Source organism: Nitrospirota bacterium (genome assembly GCA_016207885.1).
In the GTDB taxonomy this organism is placed as follows: domain Bacteria; phylum Nitrospirota; class Thermodesulfovibrionia; order UBA6902; family UBA6902; genus JACQZG01.
On record JACQZE010000005.1, the window covers coordinates 182,940 to 198,517 of the forward strand.

14 protein-coding genes are annotated in these 15,578 nt (G+C 45.7%); 9 read left to right on the plus strand and 5 right to left on the minus strand.

Annotated elements, in window-relative coordinates; all coding sequences use genetic code 11:
* Positions 1-13: 13 nt before the first annotated feature.
* Positions 14-1,285, minus strand: coding sequence for a DUF1015 domain-containing protein (locus HY807_04810; protein ID MBI4825724.1), 1,272 nt, complete (start codon positions 1,283-1,285; stop codon positions 14-16).
* A 137-nt stretch (positions 1,286-1,422) separates the two neighbouring features.
* Between HY807_04810 and HY807_04815 the strand changes: the two genes are divergently transcribed.
* The 5 genes from HY807_04815 to HY807_04835 all read left to right on the plus strand — a co-directional run bounded on the left by HY807_04815 (position 1,423) and on the right by HY807_04835 (position 7,004).
* Positions 1,423-2,286 carry a UbiA family prenyltransferase gene (locus tag HY807_04815; GenBank protein MBI4825725.1) on the plus strand — a complete coding sequence of 288 codons (864 nt, stop codon included), beginning with the start codon at positions 1,423-1,425 and terminating at the stop codon, positions 2,284-2,286.
* A gap of 125 nt (positions 2,287-2,411) precedes the next feature.
* Positions 2,412-3,026 carry a class II aldolase/adducin family protein gene (locus HY807_04820; GenBank protein ID MBI4825726.1) on the plus strand — a complete coding sequence of 205 codons (615 nt, stop codon included), beginning with the start codon at positions 2,412-2,414 and terminating at the stop codon, positions 3,024-3,026.
* A gap of 45 nt (positions 3,027-3,071) precedes the next feature.
* Complete coding sequence (locus HY807_04825) at positions 3,072-4,538, plus strand: menaquinone biosynthesis decarboxylase (GenBank protein ID MBI4825727.1); 1,467 nt, start codon at positions 3,072-3,074, stop codon at positions 4,536-4,538.
* Positions 4,539-4,611: 73 nt separating this feature from the next.
* Positions 4,612-5,646: a WD40 repeat domain-containing protein gene (locus HY807_04830; GenBank protein MBI4825728.1), complete on the plus strand. Its 1,035-nt coding sequence runs from the start codon at positions 4,612-4,614 to the stop codon at positions 5,644-5,646.
* 221 nt (positions 5,647-5,867) lie between these two features.
* Positions 5,868-7,004 carry an ATP-binding protein gene (locus HY807_04835; protein ID MBI4825729.1) on the plus strand — a complete coding sequence of 379 codons (1,137 nt, stop codon included), beginning with the start codon at positions 5,868-5,870 and terminating at the stop codon, positions 7,002-7,004.
* 25 nt (positions 7,005-7,029) lie between these two features.
* On the opposite strand, the gene HY807_04840 is transcribed toward HY807_04835, so the two are convergent.
* Complete coding sequence (locus HY807_04840) at positions 7,030-7,701, minus strand: hypothetical protein (protein ID MBI4825730.1); 672 nt, start codon at positions 7,699-7,701, stop codon at positions 7,030-7,032.
* 113 nt (positions 7,702-7,814) lie between these two features.
* Positions 7,815-9,155, minus strand: coding sequence for a DNA repair protein RadA (radA, locus tag HY807_04845; GenBank protein ID MBI4825731.1), 1,341 nt, complete (start codon positions 9,153-9,155; stop codon positions 7,815-7,817).
* A gap of 223 nt (positions 9,156-9,378) precedes the next feature.
* Between radA and HY807_04850 the strand changes: the two genes are divergently transcribed.
* The 4 genes from HY807_04850 to HY807_04865 all read left to right on the plus strand — a co-directional run bounded on the left by HY807_04850 (position 9,379) and on the right by HY807_04865 (position 13,930).
* Positions 9,379-11,787: a methyltransferase domain-containing protein gene (locus HY807_04850; protein MBI4825732.1), complete on the plus strand. Its 2,409-nt coding sequence runs from the start codon at positions 9,379-9,381 to the stop codon at positions 11,785-11,787.
* A 35-nt stretch (positions 11,788-11,822) separates the two neighbouring features.
* Positions 11,823-13,301, plus strand: coding sequence for a cobalamin B12-binding domain-containing protein (locus HY807_04855; protein ID MBI4825733.1), 1,479 nt, complete (start codon positions 11,823-11,825; stop codon positions 13,299-13,301).
* A 126-nt stretch (positions 13,302-13,427) separates the two neighbouring features.
* Positions 13,428-13,652, plus strand: a complete 225-nt coding sequence (locus HY807_04860; protein ID MBI4825734.1) for a toxin-antitoxin system, antitoxin component — start codon at positions 13,428-13,430, stop codon at positions 13,650-13,652.
* 2 nt (positions 13,653-13,654) lie between these two features.
* Positions 13,655-13,930 carry a type II toxin-antitoxin system RelE/ParE family toxin gene (locus HY807_04865; protein MBI4825735.1) on the plus strand — a complete coding sequence of 92 codons (276 nt, stop codon included), beginning with the start codon at positions 13,655-13,657 and terminating at the stop codon, positions 13,928-13,930.
* A gap of 260 nt (positions 13,931-14,190) precedes the next feature.
* Here the strand turns inward: HY807_04865 and HY807_04870 are convergent, their stop codons facing one another.
* Positions 14,191-15,036 carry a site-2 protease family protein gene (locus tag HY807_04870; protein ID MBI4825736.1) on the minus strand — a complete coding sequence of 282 codons (846 nt, stop codon included), beginning with the start codon at positions 15,034-15,036 and terminating at the stop codon, positions 14,191-14,193.
* Complete coding sequence (locus tag HY807_04875) at positions 15,026-15,523, minus strand: DUF2062 domain-containing protein (GenBank protein ID MBI4825737.1); 498 nt, start codon at positions 15,521-15,523, stop codon at positions 15,026-15,028. The genes HY807_04870 and HY807_04875 overlap by 11 nt, the downstream gene beginning before the upstream one ends.
* Positions 15,524-15,578: the final 55 nt, after the last annotated feature.

Consider the following 15,578-nt stretch of genomic DNA (forward strand, 5'->3'; position numbering starts at 1 on the left):
CTCTTATTAATATTTAAAATTTAAAAATGACCATGCCGGTCAGAAGCTTCGGATAAAAGTATGTGGATTTCGGCGGCATCCTCTGCCCCTCAAGCGCGACCGCCTTGAGGTCTTCCACCCTTGTAGGGCTCAGGAAGAATGCCGCGCGCGCAGGGCTGCTCTTCACACGCTTAACAGCGACCTCAGGAGACATCTCATATTCATAATTTGTGACTTTCAGGATCTCCCTGAATATGAGTTTATGAAGCACGGTCACGTCAAGCTTCTTGAGGATATCATGAGAATCAAGGCTGTCATGCGGGCATCTGAAGCTGAGGTCATAATACTTTTTTTCATCTTTATCAAACATCCCGATTGAATATTTTTTTGTCTTCATGGCATGGAACATCTTATCCATAGCCGTCTTTTCTTCGGAGTCATTGTTATATGAAAATGCTTCAATATCAAAACAGTGGCTCAGGATCTCAGTGATATTTATGCTGCTGTCTATCTCGACCATCCGGTGTGTGGGCAGGAGCGTCAGGCCTGGCTCATCCATATTCGCAAGGAACATCAATACATAATTAAATGGTTCGTCACCTGTCTTTAATTCGCCCTTCTGCTCCATCTCATGTTTAAAGGCAAGCGCTGTCTCATACCTGTGATGGCCGTCAGCGATGAATATGTCCTTATCTGAAAATTCTTTTCTTATGGCATCTATCGACGCTTTATCATTTATCTTCCAGAGCCTGTTAATAAAGCCGTCGTTGTCGATAGCTTCGAGAAATGGCTTATTCTTTACAATCTTTTCCAATATTGATGAGGCCTTTTTTTCAGCGCTGCTGTAGATGGAGAAGATCGGGCTTATATTTGCCCTGCAGAAGCGGAGGATATTCAGCCTGTCGGACTTCGGTTTTGAGTGTGTTTCCTCGTGGGGATGTATTTCCCCTGAGCCGAGCTCCTCAATCTTCACCGCGCCGAGAATGCCCCTCAGCCTCCTCTCTTCACCGTCAACCCTGTAGGTTGCCTCGTAGCAGTAAAAAGCCGGCTCAGAGTCCTGACGCAGAATATCTTTCTCAAGCCAATCGTTTAATAACGCGGATGCCCTTGAATAGCGGTTCTCATTCTCATCGTCTCCCTCATTGTCCTTGCCGAAATCTATGCGGATGATGTTGTGAGGGCTTTTTTCGTAGAGTTTATCCTTGGCTTGAGGCGAGACTATATCATATGGAGGCGCCGTAACAGCTCCGGCATCGACCTTTTCAGGATTATATAAAACACCTTTGAACGGGATTATCTCAGCCATGGCAGATATAAGGGCTCTTTTAAAAGTCAGGTGAAAGAGCGGAAATTATTTTAACATTGGCAAAGGGAAACTTCAAACATCTTGAAACAATTTCCTGATATTGCTTTTCCTCTTGCCTGAAACTACAATAAGTCGTTATGTCCATGCTGAAAAAAATTACTGACTATCTCAGGATGATAAAGTTCTCGCATTCGGTCTTTGCCCTGCCCTTTGCCTTTACCGGCGCGCTGCTCGCCGCAGGCGGCATCCCGACGATCAGGCAGATATTCTGGATAACGATAGCGATGTTCGGCGCGCGTTCCGGCGCGATGGGGATTAACAGGATCGTTGATAAAAAGATAGATGCCCTCAACCCGCGCACAAAGGAGAGGGAGCTTCCAAGCGGTGTGATAAGATCAGGCGAGGCGTTCTTCTTTACGATCGTTGCTTTTGCGGTCTTTGTGGCAGCGGCATATAAACTAAACCCTCTATGCTTCCTTATCTCGCCGTTTGCCATAGCTATAATTATCCTATACCCATATACAAAGAGGTTCACATGGTTATGTCACGTGGTGCTGGGGATTGCAATAGCATTCGCTCCATTCGGCGCCTGGGCTGCTGTAAGAGGCGCTATAGAGCCGGAGATATTCCCGCTTGTCATAGCGGTGCTCTTCTGGGTAGCGGGGTTTGACCTCTTTTACGCGCTGCATGATATTGATTTTGATAAAGAGCAGAATCTATATTCAGTGCCGAGCAGGTTCGGGATAAATAAGACCCTGTGGACTGCAAGGCTGTTTCACCTCATAACCGTCTCGATGCTCTTGCTTCTCATTCCCCTTTTCCATCTCTCTGCGATATATCTTTTCGGGATTCTAATCGCAATCGCGATGCTTCTCTATGAACACTCACTTGTCAGGCCGACAGACCTCAGCAGGCTGGATATGGCGTTCTTTAATATGAACGGCTACATAAGCATTACGGTATTTGTCTTTACTCTTTTAAATTATATTCTTCCATTGTAGAATGTTAGTGGCGGTTCCCCTCTTAGGCAAAGAGGGGTTAGGGGAGATTTTAAAATGAAAACTATATACACTTTAATCATGAAATCCCCCCATGCCCCCCTTTGTCAAAGTGGGGATAATTAAATATGATAGAAAAGCTCATCAGCCACGCTCATAAGGTAAGTGCAGCCGGACTTGTCGTCGGCTCAAGCGGGAATATAAGCTCCCGGCTCTACAAGAACATGTTCGCGATCTCATCTGCCGGCGCCTGGCTCGGCGAACTGACACAGGATGACATAACAACATGCTATCTTGATGACAAAGATAAATATGACGGGACTGAACCTTCCATGGAGGCGCCGTTTCACAGGGCTATCTACCTTGAGCGGCCGGATGTAAAGGCGATACTGCATTTCCAGTCTCCATACGCGACAACGCTTGCCTGCGCCCGGACGCTTGATTTCAATCTGAACTTTATCCCGGAGGTTCCGGCGTATCTGAAGAACATCAAGGTTATCTCATATTCAAATCCGGGCTCCCAGCTTTTGACAGAGGATATCAAAGCGAATATCATGGGCACTGACTGCAACATACTTGTTCTCCGGGGACACGGCCAGATAGCTATTGGCAAAGATCTGAAGAGTATGCTCAGGAATGCTGAGATCTTTGAGTTCGCCTGCATGATAAAGTGCCAGGGCTTAGAGCTGAATACTTATAATCCTCAGACTATAAAGGAACTACAGGATTACGAAAAGGCTTAACCATCTATCTTGTTCCCAACAGCTTAATTCCTGTATCATATCTTCATGGCTTATAAAGACCTTAGAGAATTTATTGCTCTTCTGGAAAAGAAGGGCCTGCTGAAGCGGATAAAGGCTGAGGTTGACCCTATCCTTGAACTATCTGAAATAACGGACAGGGTCTGCAAGAGTCCCGACGGAGGCAAGGCGCTACTCTTTGAGAATGTAAAAGGTTCCCAATTTCCTGTTGTGACAAACATCTTCGGCTCATTTGAGAGAATGGCGATGGCGCTTGAAGTTGCCAAAATTGATGATGTTGCCGCGAGAATAAATGATCTGCTCAAGCAATCCCCTCCAAAGACGCTTATGGAGAAGCTCTCGATGCTCCCGAAGCTTCTTGAGTTCTCAAAGTTCTTCCCAAAGACGGTCAAAAACGCTCAGTGTCAGGAGGTCATAGAAAAGGATAATCCCGACCTGAGCAGATTCCCGATAATAAAATGCTGGCCAAGTGACGGACAGCCGACTGATGAAGGCAGGTTCATTACACTGCCGATGGTATTTACCAAAGACCCGGAGACAGGCAGGCCGAACTGCGGCATGTACCGTATCCACATATTTGATAAACAGACAACCGGTATGCACTGGCATATTCACAAAGACGGCGCGCGCCATTATGACAAATACAAGGCGATGAACAAACGCATGCCCGCCGCAATCGCTGTCGGAAGCGACCCTGCTGTCATGTACTCAGCAACCGCGCCGCTTCCTGAGGCGATCGATGAGATGATGTTTGCAGGCTTTCTCAGAAAAGAGCCTGTTGAGATGGTCAAATGCATTACATCCGAAATAGAAGTTCCGGCAAACAGCGAGCTTATTATTGAAGGCTATCTTGAGCCCGGAGAGACACGCATAGAAGGGCCGTTCGGAGACCATACCGGATTTTACTCTGCCGCAGATCAATATCCTGTATTCCATGTCACGTGCATTACACACAGAAAGGATATGATCTATCCCGCAACACTTGTAGGCAAACCGCCTATGGAAGACTGCTATATCGGCAAGGCGACAGAGAGGATATTCCTCCCGCTGCTTCAGATGGAGTTCACAGAGATAAAGGACATGAACCTGCCTATGGAGGGGGTATTTCACAACTGCGCCCTCATATCAATAAAGAAGAGTTATCCCGGCCACGCGAAGAAGATAATTCACGGACTCTGGGGCAAGGGGCAGATGATGTTCGCAAAGCTCCTCATAATCGTTGACGATGATGTTGATGTGCAGAACATCTCTTACACCGCATGGCGCGTACTCAATAATGTTGACTGGAAGAGGGATGTGGTCATAGCAGACGGCCCGCTTGATGACCTCGACCACGCTGCGAACTTCCCGCGCTACGGCTCAAAGATGGGCATAGATGCAACCCGCAAGACAAGAGAAGAAGGCATGACCCGCGAATGGCCTGATGAACTTTTTATGTCTGATGAGATCAAGAGGCTTGTTGATGAGAGATGGAAGGAGTACGGGTTGGAGTAACCTTTAATTTGTCATTCTGGCGGCTCCGTCCTGCCTACTGTTGGCTTGTCCGGAATCGTAACTATTAACTTAAATGAAAAAACTACTAATCTTTTTAGCTCTTTTCCTATCAGTTTTCTCACCTTTTACAGCTCAAAGTCAAAGCATAAAACTTATAAAAACTTTTGGTAATTATAATGGGGAGACTGTTTTATCAGTTGATATCTCCCCTGATGGCAAGAAAATTTTGTCAGGACATGACATACCTCCTGATAAAGGAAGCTATTTAGATAAAGGTCATATAAAACTATGGGACATATCTAACAGCAATGAGATTTTTACTTTTACCGGACATTCACGACAAGTTAAATCTGTGGCTTTTTCTCCTGATGGCCTAACAGCTGCTTCTGCCAGTATAGACGGTACAATAAGAGTGTGGGATGTGACAACAGGAAACGAGGTGAAAGTATTAAGAAAAGTACAAGCCAAATATAGTCTTGCATTTACAGTAGATTACTCCCCAAGCGGAAAAGAACTTCTTGTCGGAACAGCTGAAGAATCTACTTTGAAACTATTAAATGTGAACTCAGGGGATGTGATTAAAAATTTTAATAATGAATGGAATATTAAAAAAGCCGTCTTTTCTAATAATGGCAAGTACGCTTTATCCATACAAAAATATGACTCGCCTATGCTGTGGGATATTAACAGTGGAAAGCTAATCAAAACATTTACACGTCAAAAGGGTTTGTTAGCCTATCTGTTTAAAAGTTCAGGGGCCTGGATCTGTGGAGATCTATCTCCGCAGGCAAAATATGTAGCGGCAGGAAGTTCTGATGGCGTCATTAGAATTTGGGGAGTCGAAAGTGAAAAAGAACTGTGGAGCATTGACGCTCATAATGAAGGAGTAAACGATATAGTATTTTCTCCTGATGGCAACCTTGTTCTTTCAACCGGCAACGATGGGAAAGTAAATCTGTGGGATACACATAGTGGTAAGATGATAAGCCAAATTAACCTGGGAACAAATCATGATTATGGAGAAGCTTTAAAATTTTCACCTGATGGAAGTTCATTCATTGTTGGAACTATGCGAGGAATTATCATGCAGTTTGCTGTACAAAACTAATAAAGTCATTAATCAACTCTAAACTCTTCCTCCGGAACCTCCGGGTTCAGCCGCAGTTTTTCGGTAGTCCATTCCAATCACCATAGGAATTCAACTAACTCACATAGTTCATCTCATACAAATCCCTATTTAGCCATATGATTAACTAATAATGGAATGCTTGACTTATTGACATAATTTGTTATAATTTAGTCAATACAATGACTGAATTTCAATAAATTATGTCAATTTATATTCCACAAAAACAGCTTAAGAACCTGGAGAATCTGATTTCTCCCAACAAGGTAATTGTAATATACGGCCCGCGCAGGGTTGGAAAGACCACCCTTATTAACAAATATCTGGAAACCATTGATGAAAATTATCTATCAGTAAGCGGAGAAGATATTACGGTTCAGAGTTACCTCAGCAGCCAGTCAATTCCAAAACTCAGGGATTTTGTCGGAAAGAATACCTTGCTGGTAATAGATGAAGCTCAGAAGATAAATAATATAGGGCTGAACCTTAAAATGATAGTTGATCATATAAAAGGGGTTAAGGTAATTGCAACCGGTTCGTCATCATTTGATCTGGCTAAAGATATCGGGGAACCTCTTACTGGCAGAAAGTTTGTAATAAAACTTTTTTCCCTTGCGCAGATGGAGATATCGGAGATTGAGGAGGCACATGAAACAGAAGCGAACCTTGATGCGAGGCTGATATACGGTTCCTATCCCGAAGTGGTCATAATTAATGATAACAAGCAGAGAGAGCTTTACCTTAGAGAGATAGTAAATTCTTATCTGTATAAAGATATACTTGAGCTTGAGGGGATAAGGCACTCCGGCAAACTTGTGAGGCTTCTGCAACTGCTTGCATTTCAGATCGGGAAAGAGGTCTCATATAATGAACTCGGTACACAGCTTGGAATGAGTAAAAATACGGTCGAGAAATATCTTGACCTGCTTGAGAAGGCTTTTGTAATATTCAGGCTTTCCGGATTCAGCAGGAATCTGAGAAAGGAGATAAGCAAAAGCCCCCGCTACTTTTTTTATGACAACGGCATCCGCAATGCTGTTATAGGCAATCTAAATCCTTTGACAGCAAGAAACGATACAGGGATGTTATGGGAAAACTATATAGTTATGGAGAGAATAAAGAAGCAGGAATATTTGCAGATCTTTGCCAGTAACTATTTCTGGCGGACTTACGACAGGAAAGAGATAGACCTTGTTGAAGAAGCGGAAGGAAAACTTCACGGTTATGAGATAAAGTGGAAACAAACAAAGGCCGGGTCGCCGAAGGGATGGCTTGAATCATATAATAATGCAGACTATACAGTAATCACAAAAGACAACTATCTCAAATTTATTTTATAAACTATGGAAGTCCGACTTCCATAGTTTAAGGCAGACTAAACTCTTCTTCCGGGATCTCCGGATTCAATCTCAACTTCTCAATCCTGACTTTGAATTCATAATTATCAAGGCTTATATCCATCATTGACGGATACCAGAATTCATCAAACTTTATTGGTGAGCTATACATAATTACTATATTTCTCTCACCTATTCTTATCTCCTGCCTCTGAGGAAGAAGGGTTGCGCTGTCCAGAGTTATCACCTTGTTCGCTTTCTCTAAAGTGAAATCATCTCCGCGCCTGTATATCTCCGCGTCCTTCATATCATCCCACCAGAAGACGGCGTTATAAAGCTCCTTGCTGAACTCTTTCACCTTGTCGCTCACCTTTCCTGAGAGGACATGCGCCTGCCCGTCGCTGATAATGATGTCGCCAACAAGGATGCCGAACTTATATGCTTTTATATGCGACATGCCGGGTTTCCTCAGTACCGCTGATGCGCTTACATCAGAGTGAGGTTTGCCGTCAGCCAGAACCTTTATATCTGTTATGGCTTTGAATGTCTCAATGTCTTTAAGCCCGGTTGCTTCAATGATCTCTGCTAATGATGGAGCGGTTTTTTCATAAACAGGAGGCGGGGCTGTCTTTGGGGCGCAGGCGATGATGGTTAAAGTGAAAAATAGGAAGTAGAATGTAAGAAGAATTTTATTTTTCATATATAAAACACTTATGCTGTCATTCTGGCTTGTCCAGAATCTAATTTAAGATATTATGAATGATTCTGGACAAGCCAGAATGACAAAGCTAAACTCTTAATGTTTTCCCTAACTCAAAAGAATAATATATCCAGCGCTTCCTCAAGGTTCTTTGCTCCTATCACCTCGATATCCAGACCCTTTATCTTCTTCGCGTTATTAGTGGGGACGATGGCCTTTTTGAAACCGAGCTTTGCTGCCTCTTTGATCCTTGTCTCAGCCTGGCTGATAGCTCTAAGCTCTCCTGACAGCCCGACCTCGCCGAATGTGATGATGCCCGGAGCTATAGGTTTATTTTTAAATGAAGAGGCGACGGCTGTGATGATCCCCATATCAACAGCAGGCTCATCTATCTTGAGGCCGCCGACAACATTGACATATACATCCATGCCGCCAAGCTGCATACCGATTCGCTTGTCAAGGACTGCGATAAGCAGGTTTATCCTGTTGTAATCCACGCCGAGCCCCATCCTTCTCGGCACGCCGAACTTTGAGGTTGAGACGAGAGCCTGTATCTCAACGAGGAGCGGCCTTGTGCCTTCAATACATACCGTTACGACAGAGCCGGGCACATCATTCGGCTTTTCAGAGAGAAAGAGCTGTGACGGGTTGTCAACTTCGCGGAGCCCTTTTTCAGTCATCTCAAAGACGCCTATCTCATTTGCTGGCCCGAACCTGTTCTTTACCGCCCTTATCAGCCTGAACGGGTTTCCTTTGTCACCTTCAAAATAGAGCACTGTGTCCACTATATGCTCAAGCACTTTCGGGCCGGCGATTGCTCCCTCTTTTGTGACATGCCCGATAAGGAAGAGCGGTGTCCCGTGTTTCTTTGCCATGAACATCAGCTTTGTCGCGCACTCCCTTATCTGTCCGACAGAGCCTGGGGAGGATGGAAGTTCATGAGAGAATATCGTCTGGATCGAATCAATGACTATGACCTTTGGATTGACCGCCTGCGCTACAGTCATTATCCCTTCAAGCGAAGTTTCGGGAAGGAGGATTATGTCGTCAGATTTTATATTGAGCCTGTCTGCCCGCATCTTTACCTGTTCGGGAGATTCTTCTCCTGAGACATAAAGAAGTTTGCCTATCTTTGTGAGCCCCTTGAGCGCCTGCAGGATGAGGGTAGACTTGCCGATGCCGGGGTCGCCGCCTATAAGCACGACAGAGCCCATCACAACCCCTCCGCCAAGAGTCCTGTCAAGCTCGGCTATGCCTGTTGATGTCCTTTCATAGGAGGATGCGGTTATCCTGGAGAGTGAGACGGGTTCGGCAGCCCTTGTTGCCGCGAACTTTGTAATGCGCTCTTCTTCGGAAAAACTGTTCCAGCTGCCGCAGTCAGGGCACTTGCCAAGCCACTTCGGGCTTGCGTATCCACAGCTCTGGCATTGGAACATTATTTTTGGACGCGCCATAATTATATCGATTGGAGAAATTGACCTATGATCTTACAGATGGGACTATTTTACATTATTAATGTATGATACGCAGCCTTGTATTTATAAATATTATAATGTTATCGTAATTTATAAGTAACTATGAAAAGTCCATTAAGCATCTGACATTGTTCCTGCTCAAAATAATACCATGTTTATATGCTAAACTAACTATATATTTTTCGTAAAAATTGAGGATATTATGGCAAAAGCATGCTGCGGAACAGAAAGAGATGATCGGATTCAGCAATATCAACTGGACAATTGGAAGGTCAACGAAACTATATTCAAGACCTTTAAGGCTGATGATACTCTCTACTCAACAGATTACATAGTAAAAGAAAAAGAGGGCATACAGCTTCTCATAGACCCTCAGGCGCCTAACTGGATAAGCGTAAACCGCACCGGGCTTGAGATACTTAAGCTTTGCAACGGCAAACATACCGTTTCCGATATCAAGAGGATAATGTCTGAAAGATATCCTGATAACGAGAAGATAAATTCCGAGGTGTCGGATTTTATCAGCGCAGCCGGAACCCTTCAGTTCATATCTGAAAAGCCTGTTGTAAAACCAGCATACAAAGGGAGGGCAAAGGCCATCGCGCCGGGGAAGCTTGACGAGCTCTGGATATATACCACGCTTGCCTGCAACCTGAGATGCAAACACTGCCTTGTGAGCGCAGGGGCCAAGCTTAAAGATGAGCTTAGCACAGAAGAGGTGAAGAAGCTTGTTGACGATGCTGTTGCTTTGGGCGTGAACCGTTTTTATGTAACCGGCGGAGAGCCCTTTATAAAAGATGACATCTTTGAGGTCATTGAATATATCACCAAAACAAAAGACCGCGAACTTATACTTCTCACTAACGCCACTCTTTTTGATGATGAAAAGATCAAAAGGCTCGAAAAGCTCAAAGGCCCGAAGCTCGTAATGCAGGTAAGCCTCGAAGGCCCCAACGCTGAGATACATGACAAACTCCGCGGTGAAGGCAGTTTTGACAAGGCTGTTGACGGCGTAAAGAGGCTTGTCAGCATCGGCATAGTCCCTATAATCTCAACCGCCATAAGCAAGTACAACGAAGACAATATAAAAGAGACATCTGAATTTCTCTCAAAACTCGGCATCAAAGACCATCACATACTCTGGATGCATTCAAAGGGGCGCGGCGCAAGCAATGTGGATGAGCTGTATGTCCCGGCTGAGAAGGTAACCAGTATCATGAAGGAGCAGCGCAAGGTATTTCAGGAGCAGGATGTCATCGTTGACAACGAGGAATCCCTGAAGGCGCGTATCCGCTACAAGAGGGGAAGGAAGAACGACCTCTGCAATAACTGCTATGAAAAGATATGCGTAAATGCCGACGGCCATGTTTATCCATGCGGCTCTCTGAACGGCGACCCTGCATTTGATTCCGGCTCTATAAGAGACAAGTCTCTTAAGGACATATGGCTGGGCTCGGATATGATGCGGTGCGGCAGGGAGAATACGGTTCAGGACAAGGACGGCTGCAGGGACTGTTACCTGAAGTTCTTCTGCGGCGGCGGATGCACCTCGCACAGCTATTACGCGAGCGAAGTTGATTTCGGCAAGGGCTCCATAAAGGCCCAGGACCCTTATTGCTCTACATACAAAGCATTATATGAAGATATCATGTGGGACATGGCTGCTGAAGGCGTCGCGCCTGAAAAGAAGGACGGGTATGTCACGCCTCATGTGTATAACGCCATGGATTCCAAACTTCCTCCATACCTGGCGAATGCTGTTACATCTATTGATGACAAGACAGAGGTCGGCTGTTACCACTGCTCATGCGTGCTCTCTGTTGATGTTGAAGATGAAGAGAACGTTTGCAGGCCTGAGATCAAGGGAGACGTTGCCCGGAAGGTAAAGAAGAAGTACGGCCAGGCAGCAGACACGCCGGAACTGAACTACTACTGTCCTACAGGATATAACCCCGATGATCTCAAGCATATACCCAATAAGGTGCTGGACGTATCCTATGGATGCGGCAATCCTGCGGCCATTGCAGAACTCAAAGAGAACGAGACTGTACTTGATCTCGGCTCCGGCGGAGGGATAGACTGCTTTATAGCTGCCAAACGCGTTGGAAAGAATGGCAAGGTCATAGGCGTTGATATGACAGACGCGATGCTGGATACTGCCAGGGAGAATGCAAAGGCTGTTGCTGACAACCTCGGCTACAATGTAGTTGAGTTCAGAAAAGGCGACCTTGCCAGCCTGCCTGCCGAAGACAATACGATAGACCTTGTAATATCCAACTGCGTTGTAAACCTGACTGAAGACAAGACCGATGTCTTCAAAGAGGTCTTCAGGATACTAAAGCCCGGAGGGCGTTTTGTTATATCGGATATTATCGCTGACCAGCCTGTGCCGGGATATATGAAGAGGGACAAGGAGCTCTGGGGAGCGTGTCTTTCCGGCGCCCTGACAGACAAGCGTTTTGTCGAGGTGGCTGTTGAATCCGGCTTCCCGGATGTCCAGCTGACTCAAAACTATCTTTACAAGAAGGTTGAGTATATAAACTTCTATTCGGTAACATTAAAAGGCAAGAAACCGCAGCAGGAAACCAAATGTTCCTGTTGCTGCGGTTAAAGAAATAAACAAATCTTTTATAAGGGAAGGTGCCTATGAGAGTCACGCTTATCAATTCACAGGTTTTAGACGGTAATAACGTTGTCCCGCCGTTAGGTCTGATGTATGTGGCAGCCATGCTGGAGAAGGCTGGCCATACTGTTCAGTGTTATGACGCAGACCCTGAATACCACGATACTATTATCAGTGAGATCAAGACGTTCAAACCTGACCTGATAGGCCTGGGATTTCTGACCGTTGGATATCAGAGGTCTTTGAATATGATGAAGAAGCTGAAGAAGGAGATCCCGAATGTGCCGATCTGTTGCGGCGGCGTTCATACGACTGTAAAGCCCATTGAGACGATGAATGAGTTCGGAGCTGATTTCATAGTTATCGGCGAGGGCGAGGCAACGATGGTTGAGGTCTGCGAAAAGCTCGGAAAGGGAGAGGGCCTCAAAGGCGTGACAGGGGTCATGTACAGGGAAGACGGAAAGATCGTTGACAACGGCAGGCGTGAATTGATCGAAGACCTGGATTCGATCCCGTTCCCGGCGCGCCATCTTATAGATATGAAGCCCTATTTAATGCCGCCCGGCATTATCAGGGGCTATGCGACCGAGAACCAGACGACCATCGTTACAAGCAGAGGCTGCCCGTACAGGTGTATCTACTGCGGCAGCCATAATATCTTCGGAAGAAAGACGAGGAGGCGTTCCGTCAAGAATGTTGTTGACGAGATAGAGCATCTTCATAAGACATACGGGATCAAGGGTATCTACTATTGTGACGACACCTTCACGCTGAACCAGAACTGGGTCAGGGAGTATTGTGAGGACATTATGAAGAGGAATATGGGAGTCGTGTGGGCAGGCCAGTCAAGGGTAGACCAGACAGATGAATCTCTCATGAAGCTTATGAAGGAGTCCGGGCTTGTGCAGCTTGACTTCGGCGTTGAGAGCGGCTCTCCCAAGATTCTGAAGGTGTTAGGCAAGGGCGGCCACGGCGACAGGACCGAGCAGATCAAGAAATCATTCGCGCTCTGCAAAAAACTCGATATAAGGACTCTTGCGACATTCATTATCGGCAACCCCGAAGAGACGCTTGAAGATATAGAGATGAGCTATCAGGTCGCAAAGGATATTGAAGCAGATTACACGGCATTCTATTTCCTCACGCCTTATCCCGGAACGGATATATATGATATGGCGATAAAGAACGGCTGGCTCGACCCGAACATCCCGTTCTCTGAAAATTGGGCGCACAGGCAGCCCGAGCTTCCGCTTATGGCTATAACATTCCCGAAAGAAGAGCTGAGGGATATCCGCAAAAAGATGCAGAATCATTTCTTCAGGAAGAACTACCTCACGCGTTCAGGGAACGTCAACTTCTACTCCATACTCATGTCGATCGCGATGAAGAACCCGCTGATATTCTTTACAGCTATCGGGAAGTGGATGAGGACAGGCAGGCTTGATTATGTCGTTGAGACGCTCAACGCGGAATACTGGCGGATCAAGAAGTACGCTGCTTAAGGTTTTCTTTGCAAATTAAATTTGAAGGGGGCTCTGGTCAGAGCCCCCTTTTTTATGGTTAAGACGCACAAACGTATAGTTGCACAGGTGAACCATATGTGTTACACTGAATCCGGAGGGTATGAAATGCCGACTACAAAGCCCAGGATCAATGTGGTACTCGAAGAGCCTGTTTATAATGCCGTAGAAACGCTGGCACAAAAAGATGGGATGTCTCTATCCCTGAAAGTACGCGACCTTATCAGGGAGGCGATTGAGATACATGAGGATATAGCCCTGTCTGCCTTTGCCGGATCAAGGGAGAAGACCTTCCGTAAATCGAAGCCATTAAAGCATGATGAGGCCTGGTAGATTTGGGATTTGACCTTATATACCATCCCGATGTCAGGGATATTGATATACCTGCCTTAGATAAAAAACTGAGAACCCGCATCAAAAAAGCTATTGAAACACGCCTCTCCACAGAACCGCATAAATTCGGTGAACCGCTCAGGAAGACCCTTAAAGGTTACTGGAAATTAAGGGTTGGTGATTACAGGGTGGTTTTCAAGATAGTTAATAAAGAAGTCCGCATCTTCGGAATCATTCACAGAAAAAAGGTCTATGATCTGGTTGGAAAAAGGGAATGATAAAACTGGTTCAGTAAGTAAGTGAATCATGATACGCGCCTCGTTGCATTGATCTATATGTTCATTAAGTTTGGTTTTTTAAAACACACACCTTTCACCTCGGCAAATCCGCCTCAGGCGGAAACTCCTCTTGATAGAGGGGAATGAAAGACTGGATTCCCGATCAGGTCGGGAATGACATAAAAAAGAACGATTCCGGTCAAGCCAAGAGTAGGCTGGACGGAGCCGCCGGAATGACAGCGGAAGGAATAGGAGTTAACCTACATCCCCTGCATCGGCACAGGGGTGAATGTAATTATGAAGATCAAGAGCGCGGCCCAGCCGATGAGCTTTCTTTTTTTATCAAGCTCGACCATCTCGTATACAACCGGCGGATGCCTGTAACCGATTATTATCATCAGCACAGCCCATAGCATCCAGCCTGTCCAGAAGAATGCGCCCATAATTGCCAGCAGCGGGATTGTTATCTTTGAGATGATCTCATGCTTTCTGCCGAAGAGCGCGTAGATAATATGGCCGCCGTCAAGTTGTCCGACAGGCAGAAGGTTGAGCGCGGTAACGAGCAGGCCTATCCATCCTGCGAATGCGACAGGATGCAGGACCACTTCAAATTTATCAGGGTCTATGTTCAGGACAATATTGGAAAGAAAATAAAAGAGCATTGAACTGCCGAGAGACATCGCCTCAGGCATCTTATTCATCTCATCTATCGGGATTATTGTGGAGAGCTTCAGTCCTATGATGACAGCGACAACCGCAACCAGAAATCCGCCTATCGGGCCTGAAGCGCCAATATCTATGAGCGCCCTTCTGTCTGGTATCGGCGGCTTCATCTTTATTATCGCCCCGAATGTTCCTATGAGTGACGGCGCCGGGATGAAGTATGGAAGCGAGGCTTGTACATGATGTTTACGGGACATGAAGTAGTGCGAGAACTCATGTACTAAAAGGATAAAGAGCAAAGTCAGGGAGAACGGCAGGCCCATATATATCTTTGCAGGTTCCTCCCACGGGGCGATGCCGCTTAGCATAACTCCTGCGAGGGTGGTTGTGATAAAGGTGAGGATAAAGAGAAGGACGTGAATGCGTGTCAGGTTATGCGGCATGTTTGATCTTCTTGTATCTCCTGGCTACCCCCAGAATGATAAAGTAGCTTGCGATCGATGAAAGAGTACATACTATAAAAGAGCCTACAAAAAAAGATTTGATCAGCGGCATCAGGTCGAGTATAAGATTGAAAAAATTATCAGAATCCGTTACGAGGCTCTTAAGCCATGCCATGACCGTAGTGAATGTCATGGCGTTCCAATCCACTTCAGGAAGGACATCTTTTATCATAAGGATCTTTGCTCCGAGCCATACAGAAAATGTGGAGATCGGCACAATGGTCCACGGGTTGTTGACGCTCACCCCTACAAAAGCAACCAGTTTGTTCAGGCGGAATATCCACGCGAGAAAGATGCCTCCTACATAGTGAAGGCCGAGGAATGGCGAGTTGCCCATGAATACCCCGAGTGCAAACGCAAGCGCGATGCGGTGCGGCGTCTCATGCACCTGCATTATGCTTTTGAATTTGTCTCTGAGATAAGCCATAAAATAAAATCTCTAATTATGTCATTCCGGCTTGTCCGGAATCACTTTTTCAATA

What these genes read in the sequence shown, in the direction of transcription:
- HY807_04810 (MBI4825724.1), bottom strand. Translation starts at nt 1,285, where the DNA reads ATGGCTGAGATAATCCCGTTCAAAGGTGTTTTATATAATCCTGAAAAG.
- HY807_04815 (MBI4825725.1), top strand. Translation starts at nt 1,423, where the DNA reads ATGTCCATGCTGAAAAAAATTACTGACTATCTCAGGATGATAAAGTTC.
- HY807_04820 (MBI4825726.1), top strand. Translation starts at nt 2,412, where the DNA reads ATGATAGAAAAGCTCATCAGCCACGCTCATAAGGTAAGTGCAGCCGGA.
- HY807_04825 (MBI4825727.1), top strand. Translation starts at nt 3,072, where the DNA reads ATGGCTTATAAAGACCTTAGAGAATTTATTGCTCTTCTGGAAAAGAAG.
- HY807_04830 (MBI4825728.1), top strand. Translation starts at nt 4,612, where the DNA reads ATGAAAAAACTACTAATCTTTTTAGCTCTTTTCCTATCAGTTTTCTCA.
- HY807_04835 (MBI4825729.1), top strand. Translation starts at nt 5,868, where the DNA reads ATGTCAATTTATATTCCACAAAAACAGCTTAAGAACCTGGAGAATCTG.
- HY807_04840 (MBI4825730.1), bottom strand. Translation starts at nt 7,701, where the DNA reads ATGAAAAATAAAATTCTTCTTACATTCTACTTCCTATTTTTCACTTTA.
- radA (MBI4825731.1), bottom strand. Translation starts at nt 9,155, where the DNA reads ATGGCGCGTCCAAAAATAATGTTCCAATGCCAGAGCTGTGGATACGCA.
- HY807_04850 (MBI4825732.1), top strand. Translation starts at nt 9,379, where the DNA reads ATGGCAAAAGCATGCTGCGGAACAGAAAGAGATGATCGGATTCAGCAA.
- HY807_04855 (MBI4825733.1), top strand. Translation starts at nt 11,823, where the DNA reads ATGAGAGTCACGCTTATCAATTCACAGGTTTTAGACGGTAATAACGTT.
- HY807_04860 (MBI4825734.1), top strand. Translation starts at nt 13,428, where the DNA reads ATGCCGACTACAAAGCCCAGGATCAATGTGGTACTCGAAGAGCCTGTT.
- HY807_04870 (MBI4825736.1), bottom strand. Translation starts at nt 15,036, where the DNA reads ATGCCGCATAACCTGACACGCATTCACGTCCTTCTCTTTATCCTCACC.
- HY807_04875 (MBI4825737.1), bottom strand. Translation starts at nt 15,523, where the DNA reads ATGGCTTATCTCAGAGACAAATTCAAAAGCATAATGCAGGTGCATGAG.